Annotated in this window: 26 protein-coding genes; all 26 read left to right on the forward strand. The window is 55.6% G+C overall.

The window, feature by feature from the left end:
* Nucleotides 1-15 precede the first annotated feature (15 nt).
* The 26 genes from rplK to rpsH all read left to right on the forward strand — a co-directional run bounded on the left by rplK (nucleotide 16) and on the right by rpsH (nucleotide 22,724).
* Nucleotides 16-447: a 50S ribosomal protein L11 gene (gene rplK / locus J3P93_RS03240; RefSeq protein WP_003176435.1), complete on the forward strand. Its 432-nt coding sequence runs from the start codon at nucleotides 16-18 to the stop codon at nucleotides 445-447.
* Nucleotides 447-1,142: a 50S ribosomal protein L1 gene (gene rplA / locus J3P93_RS03245; protein ID WP_003228754.1), complete on the forward strand. Its 696-nt coding sequence runs from the start codon at nucleotides 447-449 to the stop codon at nucleotides 1,140-1,142. Before rplK ends, rplA begins: the two co-directional genes overlap by 1 nt.
* A 196-nt stretch (nucleotides 1,143-1,338) precedes the next feature.
* Entirely contained in the window at nucleotides 1,339-1,839 is a 501-nt protein-coding gene (rplJ, locus tag J3P93_RS03250; RefSeq protein ID WP_008081912.1) for a 50S ribosomal protein L10, read from the forward strand.
* Nucleotides 1,840-1,913: 74 nt separating this feature from the next.
* Nucleotides 1,914-2,279, forward strand: coding sequence for a 50S ribosomal protein L7/L12 (gene rplL, locus J3P93_RS03255; RefSeq protein ID WP_003228750.1), 366 nt, complete (start codon nucleotides 1,914-1,916; stop codon nucleotides 2,277-2,279).
* Between the two features lie 221 nt (nucleotides 2,280-2,500).
* Nucleotides 2,501-6,574 carry a DNA-directed RNA polymerase subunit beta gene (rpoB, locus tag J3P93_RS03260; RefSeq protein WP_090286776.1) on the forward strand — a complete coding sequence of 1,358 codons (4,074 nt, stop codon included), beginning with the start codon at nucleotides 2,501-2,503 and terminating at the stop codon, nucleotides 6,572-6,574.
* 64 nt (nucleotides 6,575-6,638) lie between these two features.
* Nucleotides 6,639-10,838: a DNA-directed RNA polymerase subunit beta' gene (gene rpoC, locus J3P93_RS03265; RefSeq protein WP_203419692.1), complete on the forward strand. Its 4,200-nt coding sequence runs from the start codon at nucleotides 6,639-6,641 to the stop codon at nucleotides 10,836-10,838.
* A 216-nt stretch (nucleotides 10,839-11,054) separates the two neighbouring features.
* A complete protein-coding gene (gene rpsL / locus J3P93_RS03270; protein ID WP_003186084.1) occupies nucleotides 11,055-11,426 on the forward strand; it encodes a 30S ribosomal protein S12 in 372 nt (123 codons plus the stop codon).
* Nucleotides 11,427-11,534: 108 nt separating this feature from the next.
* Nucleotides 11,535-12,008, forward strand: coding sequence for a 30S ribosomal protein S7 (rpsG, locus tag J3P93_RS03275; RefSeq protein ID WP_016772941.1), 474 nt, complete (start codon nucleotides 11,535-11,537; stop codon nucleotides 12,006-12,008).
* A 30-nt stretch (nucleotides 12,009-12,038) separates the two neighbouring features.
* Nucleotides 12,039-14,144: an elongation factor G gene (gene fusA / locus J3P93_RS03280; protein WP_064589462.1), complete on the forward strand. Its 2,106-nt coding sequence runs from the start codon at nucleotides 12,039-12,041 to the stop codon at nucleotides 14,142-14,144.
* 31 nt (nucleotides 14,145-14,175) lie between these two features.
* The gene (gene tuf / locus J3P93_RS03285) at nucleotides 14,176-15,369 is read left to right on the forward strand and encodes an elongation factor Tu (protein ID WP_103303766.1); all 1,194 of its coding nucleotides are present in this window, start codon (nucleotides 14,176-14,178) and stop codon (nucleotides 15,367-15,369) included.
* A 156-nt stretch (nucleotides 15,370-15,525) separates the two neighbouring features.
* On the forward strand, nucleotides 15,526-15,837 hold the full coding sequence (gene rpsJ / locus J3P93_RS03290) for a 30S ribosomal protein S10 (protein WP_003186070.1): 312 nt from the start codon (nucleotides 15,526-15,528) through the stop codon (nucleotides 15,835-15,837).
* 80 nt (nucleotides 15,838-15,917) lie between these two features.
* On the forward strand, nucleotides 15,918-16,553 hold the full coding sequence (gene rplC, locus J3P93_RS03295; RefSeq protein ID WP_003228738.1) for a 50S ribosomal protein L3: 636 nt from the start codon (nucleotides 15,918-15,920) through the stop codon (nucleotides 16,551-16,553).
* Nucleotides 16,554-16,565: 12 nt separating this feature from the next.
* Entirely contained in the window at nucleotides 16,566-17,168 is a 603-nt protein-coding gene (gene rplD, locus J3P93_RS03300; RefSeq protein ID WP_003228735.1) for a 50S ribosomal protein L4, read from the forward strand.
* Nucleotides 17,165-17,464 (forward strand): 50S ribosomal protein L23, encoded by a 300-nt coding sequence (rplW, locus tag J3P93_RS03305; protein WP_002555488.1) that lies wholly within the window; start codon nucleotides 17,165-17,167, stop codon nucleotides 17,462-17,464. Before rplD ends, rplW begins: the two co-directional genes overlap by 4 nt.
* A 14-nt stretch (nucleotides 17,465-17,478) precedes the next feature.
* Nucleotides 17,479-18,303 (forward strand): 50S ribosomal protein L2, encoded by an 825-nt coding sequence (rplB, locus tag J3P93_RS03310; protein WP_003228734.1) that lies wholly within the window; start codon nucleotides 17,479-17,481, stop codon nucleotides 18,301-18,303.
* 16 nt (nucleotides 18,304-18,319) lie between these two features.
* Nucleotides 18,320-18,595: a 30S ribosomal protein S19 gene (gene rpsS, locus J3P93_RS03315; RefSeq protein ID WP_011336172.1), complete on the forward strand. Its 276-nt coding sequence runs from the start codon at nucleotides 18,320-18,322 to the stop codon at nucleotides 18,593-18,595.
* Between the two features lie 11 nt (nucleotides 18,596-18,606).
* Nucleotides 18,607-18,939: a 50S ribosomal protein L22 gene (gene rplV / locus J3P93_RS03320; RefSeq protein WP_003103908.1), complete on the forward strand. Its 333-nt coding sequence runs from the start codon at nucleotides 18,607-18,609 to the stop codon at nucleotides 18,937-18,939.
* A 13-nt stretch (nucleotides 18,940-18,952) separates the two neighbouring features.
* Entirely contained in the window at nucleotides 18,953-19,639 is a 687-nt protein-coding gene (gene rpsC, locus J3P93_RS03325) for a 30S ribosomal protein S3 (protein ID WP_003176422.1), read from the forward strand.
* A gap of 12 nt (nucleotides 19,640-19,651) precedes the next feature.
* Nucleotides 19,652-20,065, forward strand: coding sequence for a 50S ribosomal protein L16 (gene rplP, locus J3P93_RS03330; RefSeq protein WP_003228729.1), 414 nt, complete (start codon nucleotides 19,652-19,654; stop codon nucleotides 20,063-20,065).
* Nucleotides 20,065-20,256, forward strand: coding sequence for a 50S ribosomal protein L29 (gene rpmC / locus J3P93_RS03335; RefSeq protein WP_002555481.1), 192 nt, complete (start codon nucleotides 20,065-20,067; stop codon nucleotides 20,254-20,256). Before rplP ends, rpmC begins: the two co-directional genes overlap by 1 nt.
* Nucleotides 20,257-20,258: 2 nt before the next feature.
* Nucleotides 20,259-20,525, forward strand: coding sequence for a 30S ribosomal protein S17 (gene rpsQ / locus J3P93_RS03340; protein ID WP_003194644.1), 267 nt, complete (start codon nucleotides 20,259-20,261; stop codon nucleotides 20,523-20,525).
* 23 nt (nucleotides 20,526-20,548) lie between these two features.
* On the forward strand, nucleotides 20,549-20,917 hold the full coding sequence (rplN, locus tag J3P93_RS03345) for a 50S ribosomal protein L14 (protein WP_002555479.1): 369 nt from the start codon (nucleotides 20,549-20,551) through the stop codon (nucleotides 20,915-20,917).
* A gap of 11 nt (nucleotides 20,918-20,928) precedes the next feature.
* Nucleotides 20,929-21,243: a 50S ribosomal protein L24 gene (gene rplX / locus J3P93_RS03350; protein WP_003186046.1), complete on the forward strand. Its 315-nt coding sequence runs from the start codon at nucleotides 20,929-20,931 to the stop codon at nucleotides 21,241-21,243.
* 20 nt (nucleotides 21,244-21,263) lie between these two features.
* Entirely contained in the window at nucleotides 21,264-21,803 is a 540-nt protein-coding gene (gene rplE / locus J3P93_RS03355; RefSeq protein WP_003210069.1) for a 50S ribosomal protein L5, read from the forward strand.
* Nucleotides 21,804-21,816: 13 nt separating this feature from the next.
* A complete protein-coding gene (gene rpsN / locus J3P93_RS03360; RefSeq protein WP_003228726.1) occupies nucleotides 21,817-22,122 on the forward strand; it encodes a 30S ribosomal protein S14 in 306 nt (101 codons plus the stop codon).
* A gap of 209 nt (nucleotides 22,123-22,331) precedes the next feature.
* On the forward strand, nucleotides 22,332-22,724 hold the full coding sequence (rpsH, locus tag J3P93_RS03365; protein ID WP_016772944.1) for a 30S ribosomal protein S8: 393 nt from the start codon (nucleotides 22,332-22,334) through the stop codon (nucleotides 22,722-22,724).
* The last annotated feature ends 12 nt before the right edge of the window (nucleotides 22,725-22,736 follow it).

Here is a 22,736-nt window from a genome sequence, read left to right on the forward strand (position 1 = left end):
TAATTGGAGTGCCTCATGGCCAAGAAGATTACCGCTTACATCAAGCTGCAAGTGAAGGCCGCTCAGGCTAACCCAAGCCCACCTGTTGGTCCTGCTCTGGGTCAGCACGGCGTGAACATCATGGAATTCTGCAAGGCCTTCAACGCCCGTACTCAGGGTCTTGAGCCAGGTCTGCCGACTCCAGTGATCATCACTGTCTACAGCGACCGTAGCTTCACTTTCGAAACCAAATCCACCCCTGCTTCGGTTCTGCTGAAGAAGGCGGCCGGTCTGACCAGCGGTTCCGCTCGTCCGAACACCGTTAAGGTTGGCACTGTTACCCGTGCTCAGCTGGAAGAAATCGCGAAAACCAAAAACGCGGATCTGACTGCAGCTGATATGGATGCAGCCGTGCGTACTATCGCCGGTTCTGCTCGTAGCATGGGCCTTAATGTGGAGGGTGTGTAATGGCTAAGCTGACCAAGCGTCAAAAGGCTATCGCCGGCAAAATCGAAGCAGGCAAGGCCTACAACATTGTAGACGCCGCTGCTCTGCTGGCTGAGCTGTCGACTGTCAAGTTCAGCGAGTCGTTCGACGTTGCTGTAAACCTGGGTGTAGACCCGCGTAAATCCGACCAGGTTGTTCGTAGCGCTACCGTGCTGCCACACGGCACTGGCAAGACTGTTCGCGTTGCTGTGTTCACCCAGGGTCCAGCTGCTGAGGCCGCTCTGGCTGCCGGCGCTGACCGTGTAGGTATGGACGACCTGGCTGCCGAAATGAAAGGCGGCGACCTGAACTACGACGTAGTGATCGCATCCCCGGATGCCATGCGCGTCGTTGGTCAGTTGGGTCAGATCCTCGGTCCACGTGGTCTGATGCCTAACCCTAAGGTTGGTACCGTGACTCCGGACGTAGCTACTGCGGTTAAAAACGCCAAGGCTGGTCAGGTTCGTTATCGCACCGACAAAAACGGCATCATCCACACCTCCGTTGGCAAGATCGGTTTCGACGCCGTCAAGCTGAAGGAAAACGTTGAAGCCCTGATCGCTGATCTGAAGCGTATCAAGCCAGCTTCTTCGAAAGGTATCTACGTCAAGCGCGTTACCCTGAGCACCACTATGGGCCCAGGTCTGGTTATCGACCAGAGCTCGCTGGACGCGTAAGACACAGATTGGCGAGAGATCGCGTCAATTGAAAAATTGGGGTCCCTGCCTGGCGGGGGCTATCCAAGACCGTAGGCGACGCAAGTCTTAAACCATCAGCCTACGCAGATGGTGCTCCCGGTTCCTTACCGAATCAGACACCAAAACGACATTCGGTTTCGATCGAATGAAACGGTAACAAGCAGGAGTTAAACCCGTGGCAATTAATCTCGAAGACAAGAAGGCCATCGTCGCTGAAGTCAACGAGGCTGCCAAAGTCGCTCTGTCCGCTGTCGTGGTTGATGCACGTGGCGTAACAGTAGGCGCAATGACCGGACTCCGTAAAGAGGCTCGTGAAGCTGGCGTTTACGTACGTGTTGTACGTAACACCCTGCTCAAGCGCGCAGTTGCTGACACTCAATACAGTGTCCTCAACGACGTGTTCACCGGCCCGACCCTGATTGCATTCTCCAACGAACATCCGGGCGCTGCTGCCCGTATCTTCAAAGAGTTTGCCAAGGGTCAGGACAAGTTCGAGATCAAGGCAGCTGCGTTCGAGGGCAAGTTCCTCGCAGCTAATCAGATCGACGTACTGGCAACTCTGCCGACCCGTGACGAAGCAATTTCTCAGCTGATGAGCGTGATTCAAGGCGCTACCAGCAAATTGGCTCGTACTCTGGCGGCAATTCGCGACCAGAAAGAAGCTGCCGCAGCCTAAGGCTCGTCAACTTCTCGCGTTTTTTGTTTATTTCGATGGTCGCGTAGGCCGTCCCCCAATTCAGGAATTGAGTCATGTCTCTGACTAACGAACAAATCATCGAAGCAATCGGCCAGAAATCCGTAGTGGAAATCGTTGAGCTGATCAAAGCGATGGAAGAAACCTTCGGTGTTACCGCTGCTGCCGCTTCGGCTGGCCCAGCTGCTGCTGCCGCTGTTGTTGAAGAGCAAACCGAGTTCAACGTTGTTCTGCTGGAAGCTGGCGAGAAGAAGGTTAACGTGATCAAGGCAGTTCGTGAACTGACTGGTCTGGGCCTGAAAGAAGCCAAAGAGAAAGTAGACGGCGCTCCTCAGGTTGTAGCTGAAGGCGTTTCGAAAGAAGCGGCTGAAGACGCCAAGAAGAAGCTGGAAGAAGCAGGCGCTAAAGTCGAGCTGAAGTAAGCATCGACTTTGCTCCTCCAGCCCGAGCGTCAAGCGACAGGCTGATGGCTGGTGGCTCTTGCCACCGGCCTTTTTCCGTTATTGGCAGCCGACTGGGTCGGTGCTGATAAAGGCGCTGTAACCACCCGATGCGGTGGCGCAAACCATGGGGTTTGCACGATTTTCTGGCTGCTCCCGTCGGGAGGGGCCAAACAAGCAGGTGACCAAGCTGGGGAACGCTGATGGCTTACTCATATACTGAGAAAAAACGTATCCGCAAGGACTTTAGCAAGTTGCCGGACGTCATGGATGTGCCTTACCTCCTGGCCATCCAGCTGGATTCGTATCGTGAATTCTTGCAAGCGGGAGCGACTAAAGATCAGTTCCGCGACGTGGGCCTGCATGCGGCCTTCAAATCCGTTTTCCCGATCATCAGCTACTCCGGCAATGCTGCGCTGGAGTACGTCGGTTATCGTCTGGGCGAACCGGCATTTGATGTCAAAGAATGCGTATTGCGCGGTGTAACTTTCGCCGTACCTTTGCGGGTAAAAGTGCGCCTGATCATTTTCGACAAAGAATCGTCGAACAAAGCGATCAAGGACATCAAAGAGCAAGAAGTCTACATGGGTGAAATCCCCCTGATGACTGAGAACGGTACCTTCGTAATCAACGGTACCGAGCGTGTAATCGTTTCCCAGCTGCACCGTTCCCCGGGCGTGTTCTTCGACCACGACCGCGGCAAGACGCATAGCTCCGGCAAACTGCTGTACTCCGCGCGCATCATTCCTTACCGCGGTTCGTGGCTGGACTTCGAGTTCGACCCGAAAGACTGCGTGTTCGTGCGTATCGACCGTCGTCGCAAACTGCCGGCATCCGTGCTGCTGCGCGCGCTCGGCTATACCACTGAAGAAGTGCTCGACGCGTTCTACACCACCAACGTTTTCCACCTGAGCGGCGAAACCCTCAGCCTGGAACTGGTGCCGTCGCGCCTGCGTGGCGAGATCGCAGTTCTGGACATCCAGGACGAAAAGGGCAAGGTCATCGTTGAAGCAGGCCGCCGTATTACCGCGCGCCACATCAACCAGATCGAAAAAGCCGGCATCAAGACACTGGAAGTGCCTCTGGACTACGTCCTGGGTCGCACCACCGCCAAGGTCATCGTGCACCCGGCTACCGGCGAAATCCTGGCTGAGTGCAACACCGAGCTGAACACCGAAGTCCTGGCAAAAATTGCCAAGGCCGGCGTTGTACGCATCGAGACTCTGTACACCAACGATATCGACTGCGGTCCGTTCGTCTCCGACACGCTTAAGATCGACTCCACCAGCAACCAATTGGAAGCGCTGGTCGAGATCTATCGCATGATGCGTCCAGGCGAGCCGCCAACCAAAGACGCTGCCGAGACCCTGTTCAACAACCTGTTCTTCAGCCCTGAGCGCTATGACCTGTCTGCGGTCGGCCGGATGAAGTTCAACCGTCGTATCGGTCGTACCGAGATCGAAGGTTCGGGCGTGCTGTGCAAGGAAGACATCGTCGCGGTACTGAAGACTCTGGTCGACATCCGTAACGGTAAAGGCATCGTCGATGACATCGACCACCTGGGTAACCGTCGTGTTCGCTGCGTAGGCGAAATGGCCGAGAACCAGTTCCGCGTTGGCCTGGTGCGTGTTGAGCGTGCGGTCAAAGAGCGTCTGTCGATGGCTGAAAGCGAAGGCCTGATGCCGCAAGACCTGATCAATGCCAAGCCAGTGGCTGCGGCGGTGAAAGAGTTCTTCGGTTCCAGCCAGCTCTCGCAGTTCATGGACCAGAACAACCCGCTGTCCGAGATCACCCACAAGCGTCGTGTCTCTGCACTCGGCCCTGGCGGTCTGACTCGTGAGCGCGCTGGCTTTGAAGTCCGTGACGTACACCCGACTCACTACGGTCGTGTCTGCCCGATTGAAACACCGGAAGGTCCGAACATCGGTCTGATCAACTCCCTGGCTGCGTACGCTCGCACCAACCAGTACGGCTTCCTGGAAAGCCCGTACCGCGTGGTGAAAGAGGGTGTGGTCACCGACGAGATCGTGTTCCTGTCCGCCATTGAAGAAGCCGATCACGTGATCGCGCAGGCTTCGGCGACCATGAACGAGCAGAAAGTCCTGATCGACGAACTGGTTGCCGTACGTCACCTGAACGAATTCACCGTCAAGGCGCCTGAAGAAGTCACCCTGATGGACGTTTCGCCGAAACAGGTAGTTTCGGTTGCAGCGTCGCTGATTCCGTTCCTCGAGCACGACGACGCCAACCGTGCGTTGATGGGTTCGAACATGCAGCGTCAAGCTGTACCAACCCTGCGCGCCGACAAGCCGCTGGTAGGTACCGGCATGGAGCGTAACGTAGCTCGTGACTCCGGCGTTTGCGTCGTGGCTCGTCGTGGCGGCGTGATCGATTCCGTTGATGCCAGCCGTATCGTGGTTCGTGTTGCTGATGACGAAGTTGAAACCGGCGAAGCGGGTGTCGACATCTACAACCTGACCAAATACACCCGCTCGAACCAGAACACCTGCATCAATCAGCGTCCGCTGGTGAGCAAGGGCGATCGCGTTCAGCGTAGCGACATCATGGCCGACGGCCCGTCCACCGACATGGGTGAACTGGCTCTGGGTCAGAACATGCGCATCGCGTTCATGGCATGGAACGGCTTCAACTTCGAAGACTCCATCTGCCTGTCCGAGCGTGTGGTTCAGGAAGACCGCTTCACCACGATCCACATTCAGGAACTGACCTGTGTGGCCCGTGACACCAAGCTTGGCCCAGAGGAAATCACTGCGGACATCCCGAACGTGGGTGAAGCTGCACTGAACAAGCTGGACGAAGCCGGTATCGTTTACGTAGGTGCTGAAGTAGGCGCAGGCGACATCCTGGTTGGTAAGGTCACTCCGAAAGGCGAGACCCAGCTGACTCCGGAAGAAAAACTGCTGCGTGCAATCTTTGGTGAAAAAGCCAGTGACGTTAAAGACACCTCCCTGCGCGTGCCAACCGGCACCAAAGGTACTGTCATTGACGTACAGGTCTTCACCCGCGACGGCGTTGAGCGTGATGCTCGTGCACTGTCGATCGAGAAGTCCCAGCTGGACGAGATTCGCAAGGATCTGAACGAAGAGTTCCGCATCGTTGAAGGCGCGACTTTCGAACGTCTGCGTTCCGCTCTGGTAGGCCACAAGGCTGAAGGCGGCGCCGGTCTGAAGAAAGGTCAGGACATCACCGACGAAGTACTCGACGGTCTTGAGCACGGCCAGTGGTTCAAACTGCGCATGGCTGAAGATGCTCTGAACGAGCAGCTCGAGAAGGCTCAGGCCTACATCGTTGATCGTCGCCGTCTGCTGGACGACAAGTTCGAAGACAAGAAGCGCAAACTGCAGCAGGGCGATGACCTGGCTCCAGGCGTGCTGAAAATCGTCAAGGTTTACCTGGCAATCCGTCGTCGCATCCAGCCGGGCGACAAGATGGCCGGTCGTCACGGTAACAAGGGTGTGGTCTCCGTGATCATGCCGGTTGAAGACATGCCGCACGATGCCAATGGCACCCCGGTCGACGTGGTCCTCAACCCGCTGGGCGTACCTTCGCGTATGAACGTTGGTCAGATCCTTGAAACCCACCTGGGCCTCGCGGCCAAAGGTCTGGGCGAGAAGATCAACCGGATGGTCGAAGAGCAGCGTAAAGTCGCTGAACTGCGTACCTTCCTGGACGAGATCTACAACCAGATCGGCGGTCGTAACGAAGATCTGGACAGCTTCTCCGATCAGGAAATCCTGGATCTGGCGAAGAACCTGCGTGGCGGCGTTCCAATGGCCACTCCAGTGTTCGACGGCGCCAAGGAAAGCGAAATCAAGGCCATGCTGAAACTGGCAGACCTGCCGGAAAGCGGCCAGATGCAGCTGACCGACGGCCGTACCGGCAACAAGTTCGAGCGTCCAGTTACCGTTGGCTACATGTACATGCTGAAGCTGAACCACTTGGTAGACGACAAGATGCACGCGCGTTCTACCGGTTCGTACAGCCTGGTTACCCAGCAGCCGCTGGGTGGTAAGGCGCAGTTCGGTGGTCAGCGTTTCGGGGAGATGGAGGTCTGGGCACTGGAAGCATACGGTGCTGCATACACTCTGCAAGAAATGCTCACAGTGAAGTCGGACGATGTGAACGGCCGTACCAAGATGTACAAAAACATCGTGGATGGCGATCACCGTATGGAGCCGGGCATGCCCGAGTCCTTCAACGTGTTGATCAAGGAAATTCGTTCCCTCGGCATCGATATCGATCTGGAAACCGAATAACACGTGACGCGAATCGAGAGCGGGGCAGGATTGCCCGCTCTCTGCTCCGCCAGGAGGAAAGGCCTTGAAAGACCTACTGAATTTGCTGAAAAACCAGGGTCAAGTCGAAGAGTTCGACGCCATCCGTATCGGATTGGCATCGCCTGAGATGATCCGTTCGTGGTCGTTCGGTGAAGTTAAAAAGCCGGAAACCATCAACTACCGTACGTTCAAACCTGAGCGTGACGGCCTGTTCTGCGCCAAGATCTTTGGCCCGGTAAAGGATTACGAGTGCCTGTGCGGTAAGTACAAGCGCTTGAAGCACCGTGGTGTGATCTGCGAGAAGTGCGGCGTTGAAGTTGCGCTGGCCAAGGTTCGTCGTGAGCGCATGGCGCACATCGAACTGGCTTCGCCGGTTGCCCACATCTGGTTCCTGAAATCGCTGCCGTCGCGTATCGGCTTGCTGATGGACATGACCCTGCGTGATATCGAACGCGTTCTCTACTTCGAGAGCTATGTCGTTATCGATCCAGGCATGACCACTCTTGAAAAAGGTCAGCTGCTGAACGACGAGCAGTACTTCGAAGCGCTGGAAGAGTTCGGTGACGACTTCGACGCCCGCATGGGTGCTGAAGCTGTCCGCGAACTGCTGCACGCTATCGACCTGGAACACGAGATTGGCCGTCTGCGCGAAGAAATTCCGCAAACCAACTCCGAAACCAAGATCAAAAAGCTGTCCAAGCGTCTGAAGTTGATGGAAGCCTTCCAGGGTTCCGGCAACCTGCCAGAGTGGATGGTGCTGACCGTTCTGCCGGTACTGCCGCCAGATCTGCGTCCACTGGTCCCGCTGGATGGCGGTCGTTTCGCCACTTCCGACCTCAACGATCTGTATCGTCGAGTGATCAACCGTAACAACCGTTTGAAGCGCCTGCTGGATCTGTCCGCTCCGGACATCATCGTGCGCAACGAAAAGCGTATGTTGCAGGAAGCTGTCGATGCACTGCTCGACAACGGTCGTCGTGGCCGCGCTATCACCGGTTCGAACAAGCGTCCTCTGAAATCCCTGGCTGACATGATCAAGGGTAAGCAGGGTCGTTTCCGTCAGAACCTGCTCGGTAAGCGTGTTGACTACTCTGGTCGTTCGGTAATTACCGTAGGCCCGACCCTGCGTCTGCACCAGTGCGGTCTGCCGAAGAAAATGGCTCTCGAGCTGTTCAAACCGTTCATTTTCGGCAAGCTGGAAATGCGCGGTCTCGCGACCACCATCAAAGCGGCCAAGAAAATGGTCGAGCGCGAGCTGCCAGAGGTTTGGGACGTTCTCGCTGAAGTGATTCGCGAACACCCGGTCCTGCTCAACCGTGCACCGACCCTTCACCGTCTGGGTATCCAGGCGTTTGAACCGGTACTGATCGAAGGTAAGGCTATCCAGCTGCACCCGCTGGTCTGCGCCGCGTACAACGCCGACTTCGACGGCGACCAAATGGCCGTGCACGTACCGCTGACGCTGGAAGCCCAGCTCGAAGCGCGCGCGTTGATGATGTCGACCAACAACATTCTGTCGCCAGCCAACGGTGAGCCAATCATCGTTCCGTCGCAGGACGTTGTATTGGGTCTCTACTACATGACCCGTGAAGCGATCAACGCCAAGGGCGAAGGTCGTGTGTTCGCGGATCTGCAGGAAGTTGACCGTGTGTTCCGTGCCGGCGAAGCCGCACTGCACGCCAAGGTCAAGGTTCGTATCAACGAAACCGTCAACGACCGTGACGGCAACAGCGTGAGCGGTACCCGTATCGTCGACACCACTGTCGGCCGTGCGCTGCTGTTCCAGGTTGTGCCAAAAGGTCTGTCGTACGACGTCGTCAACCTGCCGATGAAGAAAAAGGCGATCTCCAAGCTGATCAACCAGTGCTACCGCGTGGTTGGTTTGAAAGAGACCGTGATCTTCGCTGACCAGTTGATGTACACCGGTTTCGCTTACTCGACCATTTCCGGCGTTTCCATCGGTGTTAACGACTTCGTTATCCCGGATGAAAAAGCCCGCATCATCGGTGCAGCCACCGACGAAGTGAAAGAGATCGAGAGCCAGTACGCCTCCGGCCTGGTAACCCAGGGCGAGAAGTACAACAAAGTGATCGACCTTTGGTCGAAGGCGAACGACGAAGTTTCCAAGGCGATGATGGCCAACCTCTCGAAAGAGAAGGTTATCGACCGTCACGGCGAAGAAGTCGACCAAGAGTCCTTCAACTCGATGTACATGATGGCCGACTCGGGTGCGCGGGGTTCCGCAGCACAGATTCGTCAGCTGGCCGGTATGCGTGGTCTGATGGCCAAGCCGGACGGTTCCATCATCGAAACGCCGATTACCGCGAACTTCCGTGAAGGTCTGAGCGTACTTCAGTACTTCATCTCCACTCACGGTGCTCGTAAAGGTCTGGCGGACACCGCGTTGAAAACTGCGAACTCCGGTTACCTGACTCGTCGTCTGGTAGACGTGGCGCAGGATCTGGTTGTAACCGAGATCGATTGCGGCACCGAACACGGTCTGCTGATGACTCCGCACATTGAAGGCGGTGACGTTGTAGAGCCGTTGGGTGAGCGCGTATTGGGTCGTGTTATTGCCCGTGACGTATTCAAGCCAGGTACCGAGGACGTTATCGTTCCTGCCGGCACCCTGGTAGATGAGAAGTGGGTCGAGTTCATCGAGCTGAACAGCATCGACGAAGTGATCGTGCGTTCGCCGATCAGCTGCGAAACCCGCTATGGCATTTGCGCCAAGTGCTACGGCCGTGATCTGGCGCGTGGTCACCAGGTGAACATCGGTGAAGCGGTCGGCGTTATCGCTGCCCAGTCCATCGGTGAGCCGGGTACCCAGCTGACCATGCGTACGTTCCACATCGGTGGTGCGGCAAGCCGTACTTCCGCAGCCGACAGCGTTCAGGTGAAGAATGGCGGTACCGTCCGTCTGCACAACCTGAAGCACGTTGAGCGTGTTGACGGTCACCTGGTAGCTGTGTCCCGTTCCGGTGAGCTGGCGATCGCTGACGACTTCGGTCGTGAGCGCGAGCGTTACAAGCTGCCGTACGGTGCCGTGATTTCGGTTAAAGAAGGTGACAAGGTCGACGCTGGCGCAATCGTGGCCAAGTGGGATCCGCACACTCACCCGATCGTTACCGAAATGAAAGGTACCGTGACCTACGTGGGCATGGAAGAAGGCATCACGATCAAGCGTCAGACTGACGAATTGACCGGTATGACCAACATTGAAGTACTCGACGCGAAAGATCGTCCAGCTGCCGGTAAGGAAATCCGTCCTGCAGTGAAGATGGTCGACGACAACGGCAAGGATCTGTTGCTGCCAGGCACTGACGTTATCGCTCAGTACTTCCTGCCAGCCAACGCCCTGGTCGGTGTAGCGGACGGTGCGAAGATTGCGATCGGTGATGTTATCGCTCGTATTCCGCAGGAAACTTCGAAGACCCGTGACATCACCGGTGGTCTGCCGCGTGTTGCCGACTTGTTCGAAGCTCGTCGCCCGAAAGAAGCGTCGATCCTGGCTGAAGTCAGCGGCACCATCGCGTTCGGTAAAGAGACCAAGGGCAAGCGCCGTCTGGTCATCACCCCGAACGACGGTAGCGATCCGTACGAAGAGCTGATTCCGAAGTGGCGTCACCTGAACGTGTTCGAAGGCGAACAGGTCAACCGCGGCGAAGTTATCTCCGACGGCCCGAGCGATCCACACGACATTCTGCGTCTGCTGGGTGTAAGTGCGCTGGCCAAGTACATCGTCAACGAGATCCAGGACGTTTACCGTCTGCAGGGCGTGAAGATCAACGACAAGCACATCGAGACCATCCTGCGTCAGATGCTGCGTAAAGTTGAGATCTCCGAGTCCGGCGACTCCAGCTTCATCAAGGGTGACCAGATGGAACTGACTCACGTTCTGGTAGAGAACGAGCGTCTGAGCACGGAAGACAAGTTTGTCTCCAAGTTCACTCGCGTTCTGCTGGGTATCACCAAGGCGTCGTTGTCCACCGAATCGTTCATCTCGGCGGCTTCCTTCCAGGAAACCACCCGCGTGCTGACCGAAGCGGCAGTCACCGGCAAGCGCGATTACCTGCGCGGCCTGAAAGAAAACGTTGTCGTGGGTCGTCTGATCCCGGCGGGTACCGGTCTGGCTTATCACAGCGAGCGTAAGCGTCGCCGTGATGCAGACAAGCCGTTGCGCGTTAGCGCCAGTGAAGTGGAAGCTGCACTGACCGAAGCGCTGAACTCGAGCGGTAACTGAGTTCTGCGGTAAATGAGCGTAAGGCCCTGATCGCTCCGTTCGTCGAATCGAGACATTTAGTCGAGGTTCGAAGGGCGGGGAGGTCGGGGCCTTGCCTTGACTGGGGCCAAGATCCTCTTTAGACTCTTGATCCCCTAAATTTGGCGGGAATTCGTTCCTGCCATTTTGCTTTTCTTGCAAGACAATAGCGTCGCAAGACAACAGTGGAGCTAGTAGATGGCAACTATCAACCAGCTGGTACGTCAGCCGCGTAAGCGTATCGTCGAGAAATCCGACGTACCTGCGCTGCAGAACTGCCCGCAACGTCGTGGCGTGTGCACCCGTGTGTACACCACCACGCCGAAAAAACCTAACTCGGCACTGCGTAAAGTATGCCGTGTGCGCCTGACCAACGGTTTCGAGGTTTCCTCGTACATCGGTGGTGAAGGTCACAACCTGCAAGAGCACAGCGTGGTACTGATCCGCGGCGGTCGTGTAAAAGACTTGCCGGGTGTTCGTTACCACACCGTTCGCGGCTCCTTGGATACTTCCGGCGTTAAAGGCCGTAACCAGGGTCGTTCGAAGTACGGTACCAAGCGTCCGAAGTAATCGGCCGTTTTGCAGTTTTTCAATTTTATTGAGTCGATAAGAGTAAGGTCGGGCACGCATCCTCTGGATCTGTCCCGAGCTAACCTGAAGACCGCTTGAGGGCTTATCATGCCAAGACGTCGCGTAGCAGCAAAGCGTGAGATTCTGGACGATCCGAAATACGGAAGCCAGATCCTCGCCAAATTCATGAACCACGTTATGGAAAGCGGCAAGAAAGCCGTTGCCGAGCGTATCGTTTATGGTGCCCTGGAAACCGTTGCGGCCCGTAAGGCTGGCACCGATCCCCTGGAACTCTTCGAAAAAGCACTCGACGCCATCGCTCCGCTGGTCGAAGTGAAGTCGCGCCGCGTTGGTGGTGCTACTTACCAGGTTCCGGTCGAGGTTCGTCCTTCCCGTCGTAACGCTCTGGCAATGCGCTGGTTGGTAGACTTCGCCCGTAAGCGTGGCGAGAAGTCTATGGCTCTGCGTTTGGCTGGCGAACTGCTGGATGCTGCTGAAGGTAAAGGTGCTGCTGTTAAGAAGCGTGAAGACGTGCACCGTATGGCCGAAGCCAACAAAGCTTTCTCGCACTACCGCTTCTAATTTTAGCTTCACTAATTTTGCGAGGGCTTTATGGCTCGTACTACTCCGATTAGCCGCTACCGTAACATCGGTATCGTCGCTCACGTGGATGCTGGTAAAACCACCACCACCGAGCGCGTACTGTTTTACACCGGCAAAAGTCACAAAATGGGCGAGGTGCATGATGGCGCCGCGACCACAGACTGGATGGTTCAGGAGCAGGAGCGTGGTATTACCATTACTTCTGCTGCCATTACCGCCTTCTGGAAAGGTTCCGAGAAGCAGTACCCGCACGAACACCGCTTCAACGTAATCGATACCCCGGGCCACGTAGACTTCACCATTGAAGTTGAACGTTCCCTGCGCGTACTCGACGGCGCTGTCGTTGTATTCTGCGGTACTTCGGGTGTTGAGCCGCAGTCGGAAACCGTATGGCGTCAAGCCAACAAATACGGCGTTCCACGTCTTGTTTACGTAAACAAGATGGACCGTGCCGGTGCCAACTTCCTGCGCGTGATCGGTCAGATCAAGCAGCGTCTGGGTCACACTCCGGTGCCGATTCAGCTGGCTATCGGTTCCGAAGACAACTTCCAGGGTCAGATCGATCTGATCAACATGCAAGCTGTCTACTGGAACGACTCTGACAAAGGTATGGTTCCTGTTCGCAAGGACATTCCTGCCGAGCTCCAAGAGCTGGCTGAAGAGTGGCGCAACAACATGGTTGAAGCTGCCGCCGAAGCCAACGAAGAGCTGATGAACAAGTACCTGGAAGGCGAAGAGCTGTCGATCGAAGAGATCAAGGCTGCTTTGCGTCAGCGTACTATCGCCGGCGAAATCGTTCTGGCCGTTTGCGGTTCTTCGTTCAAGAACAAGGGTGTTCCCCTGGTTCTCGACGCCGTTATCGACTTCCTGCCTGCTCCTACCGACATTCCTGCGATCAAGGGTTCCAACCCTGATAACGAGGAAGAGGAAATGGAGCGTCACGCAAGCGACGACGAGCCGTTTGCTGCTCTGGCGTTCAAGATTGCTACCGACCCATTCGTGGGTACTCTGACCTTCGTCCGCGTTTACTCGGGCGTGTTGAACTCCGGCGACGGCGTGATCAACTCGGTCAAGGGCAAGAAAGAGCGCGTGGGTCGTATGGTGCAAATGCACGCAAACGCCCGCGAAGAGATCAAGGAAGTGCGCGCTGGCGACATCGCGGCCCTGATCGGCATGAAGGACGTCACCACTGGTGAAACCCTCTGCAACGCTGACAAGCCAATCATCCTGGTTCGCATGGACTTCCCGGAGCCGGTTATTTCGGTTGCCGTAGAGCCTAAGACCAAGGACGACCAGGAAAAAATGGGTATTGCTCTGGGCAAACTTGCTCAGGAAGACCCGTCTTTCCGCGTTAAAACTGATGAAGAGACTGGTCAGACGATCATCTCCGGCATGGGCGAGCTGCACCTGGACATCCTGGTTGACCGGATGCGCCGTGAGTTCAACGTCGAAGCCAACATCGGCAAGCCTCAGGTTTCGTATCGTGAGCGCATCACGAAGAACTGTGAAATCGAAGGCAAGTTCGTTCGTCAGTCCGGTGGTCGCGGCCAGTTCGGTCACTGCTGGATCCGTTTTGCTCCTGCTGACGAAGGTCAGGAAGGTCTGCAATTCGTGAACGAAGTTGTAGGTGGTGTGGTTCCTAAGGAATACATCCCGGCTATCCAGAAGGGTATCGAAGAGCAGATGAAGAACGGCGTAGTTGCCGGCTATCCGCTGATCGGCCTGAAGGCTACCGTGTTCGATGGTTCTTACCACGACGTCGACTCGAACGAGATGGCGTTTAAAGTGGCTGCTTCCATGGCGACCAAGCAACTGGCCCAGAAGGGCGGTGGTGAGTTGCTCGAGCCGATCATGGCTGTAGAAGTTGTTACGCCTGAAGACTATATGGGTGATGTGATGGGCGACCTCAACCGTCGTCGCGGCATGATCCAGGGTATGGAAGACACAGTGTCCGGCAAGGTTATCCGTGCTGAGGTTCCACTGGGTGAGATGTTCGGTTATGCGACCGACGTTCGTTCCATGTCCCAGGGTCGCGCAAGCTACTCTATGGAATTCAAAAAATACGATACGGCTCCGTCGCACATCGTCGAATCCGTAACCAAAAAACAAGGCTGATTCAGCCCCTTTAGGCTAGGAGTTAATTGTCGTGGCTAAAGAAAAATTTGATCGTTCCCTACCGCACGTCAACGTTGGCACCATCGGTCACGTTGACCACGGTAAAACCACTCTGACCGCTGCTCTGACTCGCGTCTGCTCCGAAGTTTTCGGTTCGGCCGTCGTTGAATTCGACAAGATCGACAGCGCTCCAGAAGAAAAAGCTCGCGGTATCACCATCAACACCGCTCACGTTGAGTACAACTCGACTATTCGTCACTACGCTCACGTTGACTGCCCAGGTCACGCTGACTACGTGAAGAACATGATCACCGGTGCTGCCCAGATGGACGGCGCGATCCTGGTTTGCTCGGCCGCTGATGGTCCGATGCCACAAACCCGTGAGCACATCCTGCTGTCCCGTCAGGTAGGCGTTCCGTACATCGTGGTTTTCCTGAACAAGGCTGACCTGGTAGACGACGCTGAGCTGCTGGAACTGGTTGAGATGGAAGTTCGTGACCTGCTGTCGACCTACGACTTCCCGGGCGACGACACTCCGATCATCATCGGTTCGGCTCGTATGGCGCTGGAAGGCAAAGACGACAACGAAATGGGCACCACTGCCGTTCGTAAGCTGGTTGAGACTCTGGATACTTACATCCCAGAACCAGTTCGTATGATCGACAAGCCATTCCTGATGCCAATCGAAGACGTATTCTCGATCTCGGGTCGCGGTACTGTTGTGACTGGTCGTATCGAGCGCGGTATCGTTCGCGTTCAGGATCCACTGGAAATCGTTGGTCTGCGTGACACCACCGTTACTACTTGCACTGGTGTTGAAATGTTCCGCAAACTGCTCGACGAAGGTCGTGCTGGCGAGAACTGCGGCGTTCTGCTGCGTGGTACCAAGCGTGACGACGTTGAGCGTGGCCAGGTTCTGGTCAAGCCAGGTTCGGTCAAGCCGCACACCAAGTTCACCGCAGAAGTTTACGTTCTGAGCAAGGAAGAGGGCGGTCGTCACACTCCGTTCTTCAAAGGCTACCGTCCACAGTTCTACTTCCGTACTACTGACGTGACTGGTAACTGCGAGCTGCCAGAAGGCGTTGAAATGGTAATGCCAGGTGATAACATTCAGATGACTGTTACCCTGATCAAAACCATCGCGATGGAAGACGGTCTGCGTTTCGCTATCCGTGAAGGCGGTCGTACCGTCGGCGCTGGCGTCGTAGCCAAAATCATCGAGTAAGACTTTTTTAAAGTCAGCTTGATGGATTGAAAAAGCCCCCGCTCAGCGGGGGCTTTTTTATTGGGTTGACACCTATCGGGGGCGTCTATAGAATTGCGCCTCCTTTTAACGGGCGTATTGCGCCCGGTGGGAATAGCAGCCGGAGTCTGAAATCCAATGCAAAATCAGCAAATCCGTATCAGGTTGAAGGCTTTTGACCATCGCCTGATCGACCAATCAACCCAGGAAATCGTGGAAACCGCGAAACGTACTGGTGCTCAAGTGCGTGGTCCAATTCCACTGCCTACCCGTAAAGAGCGGTTCACCGTTCTGGTTTCCCCGCACGTCAACAAAGACGCGCGTGACCAGTACGAGATCCGCACTCATAAGCGCGTTCTGGACATCGTCCAGCCAACGGATAAAACCGTTGATGCTCTTATGAAGCTTGATCTTGCGGCCGGTGTGGAAGTGCAGATCAGCCTCGGCTAAGACTCGGTCTTAGTCGTGTAACGCTCTGAAATGGGCGGCCATAGCGGGTGAAAGCCCCGTACACTCATGAGGTTTACAACATGACTATTGGTGTAGTCGGTCGTAAATGCGGTATGACCCGTATTTTCACCGAAGAAGGTGTCTCCATTCCGGTCACGGTCATTGAGATCGAGCCGAATCGCGTCACCCAGTTCAAAACTGAAGAGACCGATGGCTATCGTGCAGTGCAAGTCACTGTCGGCGAGCGTCGTGCTTCGCGTGTAACAGCAGCTCAGGCTGGCCACTTCGCTAAGGCGAACGTTGCCGCTGGTCGCACCACCATGGAATTCCGTCTTGAAGAAGGCGAGTACCAGGCAGGCGATCTGATCAACGCTGAAATCTTCGCCGCTGGTCAACTGGTTGATGTAACCGGTCAGTCCAAGGGTAAAGGCTTCCAGGGTACGATCAAGCGTTGGAATTTCCGCGGGCAAGATAACACCCACGGTAACTCCGTATCCCACCGCGTCCCAGGCTCTATCGGCCAGTGCCAGACTCCTGGTCGTGTATTCAAGGGCAAAAAAATGTCCGGTCATATGGGCGCTGAGCGCGTGACCGTGCAGTCCCTGGAAGTAGTGCGCGTGGACGCTGAACGCAATCTGTTGTTGGTCAAGGGTGCTGTTCCTGGCGCTACTGGCGGCAACCTGGTTGTACGTCCAGCAGCCAAGGCTCGCGGTTAAGGGGAAGCTGACATGCAATTAAATGTAAATGACGCTCAAGCGATCGAAGTTTCCGAACTGACATTTGGCGGCGAATTCAACGAGACGCTGGTTCACCAAGCAGTCGTGGCCTACATGGCCGGCGGCCGTCAAGGTAGCAAGCAGCAGAAGACCCGTTCCGACGTTCGTGGTGGCGGCAAGCGCCCATGGCGTCAGAAAGGTACTGGCCGTGCTCGTGCCGGTACTATCCGTAGCCCAATCTGGCGTGGCGGCGGTACCACTTTCGCAGCTCGTCCACAGGATCACTCCCAGAAGCTGAACAAGAAGATGTATCGCGCAGCAATGCGTTCCATCCTTGCTGAGCTGGTGCGTACTGATCGTCTGGTCGTGGTTCAGGATTTCGCTGTTGAAACTCCGAAAACCAAAGATCTGCTGGGCAAGCTGAACAACATGAGCCTGACTGATGTTCTCATCGTGTCGGACGCTGTTGATCAGAACCTGTACCTGGCTGCTCGCAACCTGCCTCACGTCGATGTACGTGACGTGCAAGGTTCCGATCCAGTTAGTCTGATCGCATACGACAAGGTGTTGATCACCGTGTCGGCCGTGAAGAAATTCGAGGAGCTGCTGGGATGAACCAGGAACGCGTATTTAAAGTTCTGCTTGGCCCGCACGTTTCCGAGAAGGCTACGGTTCTGGCAGACAAGAAAGGCCAGTTCGTTTTCAAGGTTGCTACTGACGCAACCAAGCTGGAAATCAAGAAGGCCGTCGAAAGCCTGTTCAGCGTGAAAGTAGAGCGCGTCACTACCCTGAATGTTCTGGGTAAGAGCAAGCGCACTGCTCGCGGTCTGGGCAAGCGTAATGACTGGAAGAAGGCAGTTATCTCCCTTCAGCCAGGCCAAGATCTCGATTTCAGCAGCAGTGCTGAGTAAGGAAGGGGTGCATCATGGCAATCGTTAAATGCAAACCGACTTCCCCTGGCCGCCGTTTTGTGGTCAAGGTGGTCAACCAGGAGCTGCATAAAGGCGCTCCTCACGCACCGCTGCTCGAGAAAAAATCGAAGACTGGTGGTCGTAACAACAATGGCCGTATTACCACTCGTCACATCGGTGGTGGTCATAAGCAGCATTACCGTATGGTCGATTTCCGTCGCAACGACAAAGATGGCATCGTCGCCACTGTCGAGCGTATCGAATACGATCCAAACCGTACTGCTCACATCGCACTGCTGTGCTACGCAGACGGCGAGCGCCGCTACATCATTGCCCCTAAAGGCGTGAGTGCTGGCGACCAGCTGATCGCAGGCGCTCTGGCTCCAATCAAGCCAGGCAACGCTCTGCAACTGCGCAACATTCCAGTCGGTTCTACCGTACACGGCATCGAATTGAAGCCAGGTAAAGGCGCGCAGATCGCTCGTTCCGCTGGTGCTTCGGCTCAGCTGATCGCTCGTGAAGGTGTGTACGTTACCCTGCGTCTGCGTTCCGGTGAGATGCGTAAAGTCCTGGCTGAATGCCGTGCGACCCTGGGCGAAGTCTCGAACTCCGAGCACAGCCTGCGTTCGCTGGGTAAAGCCGGTGCCAAACGCTGGCGTGGCGTTCGCCCAACCGTTCGTGGTGTTGCCATGAACCCGGTTGACCACCCACATGGTGGTGGTGAAGGTCGTACCTCTGGTGGTCGTCATCCGGTATCGCCATGGGGCTTCCCGACTAAGGGCGCGAAGACTCGTGGTAATAAGCGTACCGACAAAATGATCGTCCGTCGTCGCAAGTAAATAGAGGGATACGACAGTGCCACGTTCTCTGAAAAAAGGTCCTTTTATTGATCTTCACCTACTGAAGAAGATCGAAGTGGCGGCGGAAAAGAACGATCGCAAACCAATTAAAACCTGGTCGCGTCGTTCCATGATCCTGCCACAAATGGTCGGTCTGACCATCGCAGTACACAACGGTCGTCAGCACGTCCCGGTTCTCGTTAACGAAGACATGGTCGGCCACAAACTGGGCGAGTTCGCCGGTACCCGCAACTATCGCGGGCACGTGGCTGACAAGAAAGCCAAGCGTTAAGGGGTAAGGAAATGGAAGTAGCCGCTAAGTTGTCGGGCGCTCGAATCTCCGCCCAGAAAGCCCGCTTGGTCGCCGACCAGATCCGCGGGAAGAAGGTGGGCGAAGCGCTCAACCTGTTGGCTTTCAGCAGTAAGAAAGCCGCCGAGATCATGAAAAAAGTGCTGGAGTCGGCCGTAGCCAACGCCGAGCATAACGAAGGCGCAGACGTTGATGACCTGAAAGTCAGCACCGTTTTCGTCAACGAAGGGCGTTCGCTGAAGCGCATCATGCCACGTGCCAAAGGCCGTGCTGATCGCATCGTCAAGCGGTCTTGCCATATCACTGTCAAGGTTGCTGACAAGTAACGGAGTCGAAGAGATGGGTCAGAAAGTACATCCCATTGGCATTCGCCTGGGAATCGTCAAGGAGCACACCTCCGTCTGGTACGCAGACGGTCGGACTTATGCGGACTACTTGTTCGCAGATCTGAAAGTGCGTGAGTATCTCCAAGACAAACTAAAAAGCGCGTCCGTAAGCCGTATCGATATCCATCGTCCGGCCCAAACTGCACGCATCACCATCCACACCGCTCGTCCAGGTATTGTTATCGGGAAGAAAGGTGAAGATGTTGAGAAACTGCGTCAGGACCTGACCAAGCAAATGGGTGTGCCTGTGCACATCAATATCGAAGAGATCCGTAAGCCGGAGCTCGACGGTATGCTGGTTGCGCAGAGCGTAGCTCAGCAGCTGGAGCGTCGCGTAATGTTCCGTCGCGCTATGAAGCGCGCCGTACAGAACGCCATGCGCATTGGTGCCAAAGGCATCAAAATCCAAGTGAGCGGTCGTCTCGGCGGTGCTGAAATCGCACGTACTGAATGGTATCGCGAAGGTCGTGTGCCATTGCACACCCTGCGTGCCGACATCGACTATGCCAACTACGAAGCTCACACCACTTACGGTGTGATCGGTGTAAAGGTTTGGATCTTCAAAGGCGAAGTTATTGGTGGTCGCCAAGAAGAACTGAAACCACAAGCACCAGCGCCTCGTAAAAAAGCTGCTAAGTAAGGGGTACGCCAAATGTTGCAACCAAAGCGTACGAAGTTCCGCAAGCAGATGACCGGCCACAACCGTGGTCTGGCACTGCGCGGTAGCAAAGTCAGCTTCGGCGAGTTCGCGCTGAAGTCTGTTGCTCGTGGTCGTCTCACCGCTCGTCAGATCGAGTCAGCGCGTCGTGCTCTGACCCGTCACGTAAAACGTGGCGGCAAGATCTGGATCCGTGTATTCCCGGACAAGCCGATCTCCAAAAAACCTCTCGAGGTTCGTATGGGTAAAGGTAAGGGTAACGTGGAGTACTGGGTTGCCCAGATTCAGCCAGGCAAAGTCCTGTATGAAATCGAGGGTGTTTCTGAAGAGCTGGCGCGTGAGGCTTTCGCCCTGGCTGCTGCAAAGCTGCCGCTCGCCACCTCCTTTGTTAAACGGACGGTGATGTGATGAAAGCGAATGAACTTCGTGAAAAATCCGCACAGCAGCTGAACGAGCAACTGCTCGGCCTGCTGCGCGACCAGTTCAATCTGCGCATGCAGAAAGCAACTGGCCAGTTGGGGCAGTCTCATCTGCTCTCGCAAGTTAAGCGTGACATCGCTCGCGTGAAGACTGTGCTCAACCAGCAGGCAGGTAAGTGATCATGGCTGAAGCCGAAAAAACTGTCCGTACGCTGACTGGCCGTGTTGTCAGCGACAAGATGGACAAAACCATCACCGTTCTGATCGAGCGTCGCGTTAAGCACCCGATCTACGGTAAATACGTTAAGCGTTCGACTAAGCTGCACGCGCACGACGAAACCAATCAGTGCCACATCGGCGACAAAGTCACTATTCGTGAAACTCGTCCGATGGCCAAGACCAAGTCTTGGGCGCTGGTTGATGTTCTCGAACGCGCTGTGGAAGTCTAAGGGCTAGGGGTCGGAGAAATTATATGATTCAGACTCAATCCATGCTCGATGTGGCCGATAACAGCGGCGCTCGCCGTGTTATGTGCATCAAGGTGCTGGGTGGCTCCCATCGTCGTTACGCTGGTATCGGTGATATCATCAAAGTTACCGTGAAGGAAGCAATTCCTCGCGGTAAAGTGAAAAAAGGCCAAGTGATGACTGCTGTTGTAGTCCGCACTCGTCACGGCGTACGTCGTGCTGATGGCTCCATTATCCGCTTTGATGGCAACGCTGCTGTTCTTCTGAACAACAAGCAAGAGCCGATCGGCACCCGTATCTTTGGGCCAGTGACCCGTGAACTTCGTACTGAGAAGTTCATGAAGATCGTCTCGCTCGCCCCAGAAGTGCTGTAAGGAGATCCGACATGCAAAAGATTCGTCGTGACGACGAGATCATCGTGATCGCCGGCAAAGACAAAGGTAAGCGCGGTAAGGTGCTGAAGGTTCTTGCTGACAACCGTCTGGTTGTTGGTGGTCTGAACCTGGTCAAGCGTCATACCAAGCCTAACCCGATGTCGGGCGTACAGGGCGGTATCGTCGAGAAAGAAGCGCCACTGCACGCTTCCAACGTCGCCATCTTCAACGGCGAAACCAACAAGGCTGACCGCGTTGGTTTCAAAGTAGAAGACGGTAAGAAAATTCGTGTCTTCAAGTCGACCCAAAAAGCGGTTGATGCTTGAACACTGCTAGGTAGAAGACCATGGCACGACTAAAAGAGATTTACCGGAAGGAAATCGCTCCGAAACTTAAGGAAGAACTTAAGCTTTCGAACGTGATGGAAGTTCCGCGCGTTACCAAAATCACCCTGAACATGGGTCTGGGCGAAGCGATCGGCGACAAGAAAGTCATCGAGCACGCTGTTGCTGACCTGGAAAAGATCACCGGCCAGAAAGTCGTTGTGACCTACGCTCGTAAATCCATCGCTGGCTTCAAAGTCCGCGAAGGATGGCCGATCGGCGTCAAAGTGACCCTGCGCCGTGAGCGTATGTACGAGTTCCTGGATCGTCTGCTGTCGATCTCCCTGCCTCGGGTTCGCGACTTCCGCGGCCTGAATGCCAAGTCCTTCGATGGTCGTGGCAACTACAGCATGGGCGTGAAAGAGCAGATCATTTTCCCGGAAATCGACTACGACAAGATCGATGCTCTCCGCGGTCTGGACATTACCCTGACCACCACTGCCAAGAACGATGATGAAGGCCGCGCTCTGCTGCGTGCTTTCAAATTCCCGTTCCGCAACTGATTGGAGTAGGAAAATGGCCAAGAAGAGCATGAAGAACCGTGAGCTGAAGCGTCAGCTCACCGTTGCCAAGTACGCCACCAAGCGTGCAGCGCTGAAAGCTATCATCGTCGATCTGAACGCAAGTCCAGAAGCGCGTTGGGAAGCTACCGTAGCTCTGCAGAAGCAACCACGTGACGCAAGCGCTTCGCGCATGCGTAACCGTTGCCGCCTGACTGGTCGTCCGCACGGCGTTTACCGCAAGTTCGGCCTCGGCCGTAACAAGCTGCGTGAAGCTGCAATGCGTGGTGACGTTCCAGGTCTGGTTAAAGCCAGCTGGTAATAGTCGTCAAAGCCTCGATGGCCGGGTTTGCAAAAACCTGACCATCGGTGCCTTGAATGTGAATCAAGCCCCTTTTGGGGCTTGATTCATTTCTGGGGTGTGTCTAGAATGACCGGCTCGCCTGAGCCCGTGTTTTTTCATGCCCGGAAGTTCTCGGCGACAAGTAGTAGCCGCAAGGCTAATTTTTCTGTATTAGGAGCGTCTAGCCCATGAGTATGCAGGACCCGTTAGCGGACATGCTAACTCGAATCCGTAATGCCCAGATGGCTGAAAAGTCTGTCGTAAGCATGCCGTCTTCCACGTTGAAGGCTGCTGTAGCAAAAGTCCTGAAGGACGAAGGTTACATCGCGGATTTTCAGATCACCACCGACGCCAAGCCGTCGTTGTCCATCTCGCTGAAGTACTTCGAAGGCCGTCCGGTTATCGAAGAAGTTAAGCGCGTTAGTCGTCCAGGCCTGCGTCAGTACAAGTCCGTTGAAGATCTGCCGAAAGTTCGTGGCGGTCTTGGCGTGTCTATCGTCTCCACCAACAAAGGTGTGATGACGGATCGTGCTGCGCGCGCTGCCGGTGTCGGCGGCGAAGTTCTTTGCACTGTGTTCTAAGGGGGGATAAGC

Source organism: Pseudomonas sp. R3-57 (genome assembly GCF_051132065.1).
In the GTDB taxonomy this organism is placed as follows: Bacteria; Pseudomonadota; Gammaproteobacteria; order Pseudomonadales; family Pseudomonadaceae; genus Aquipseudomonas.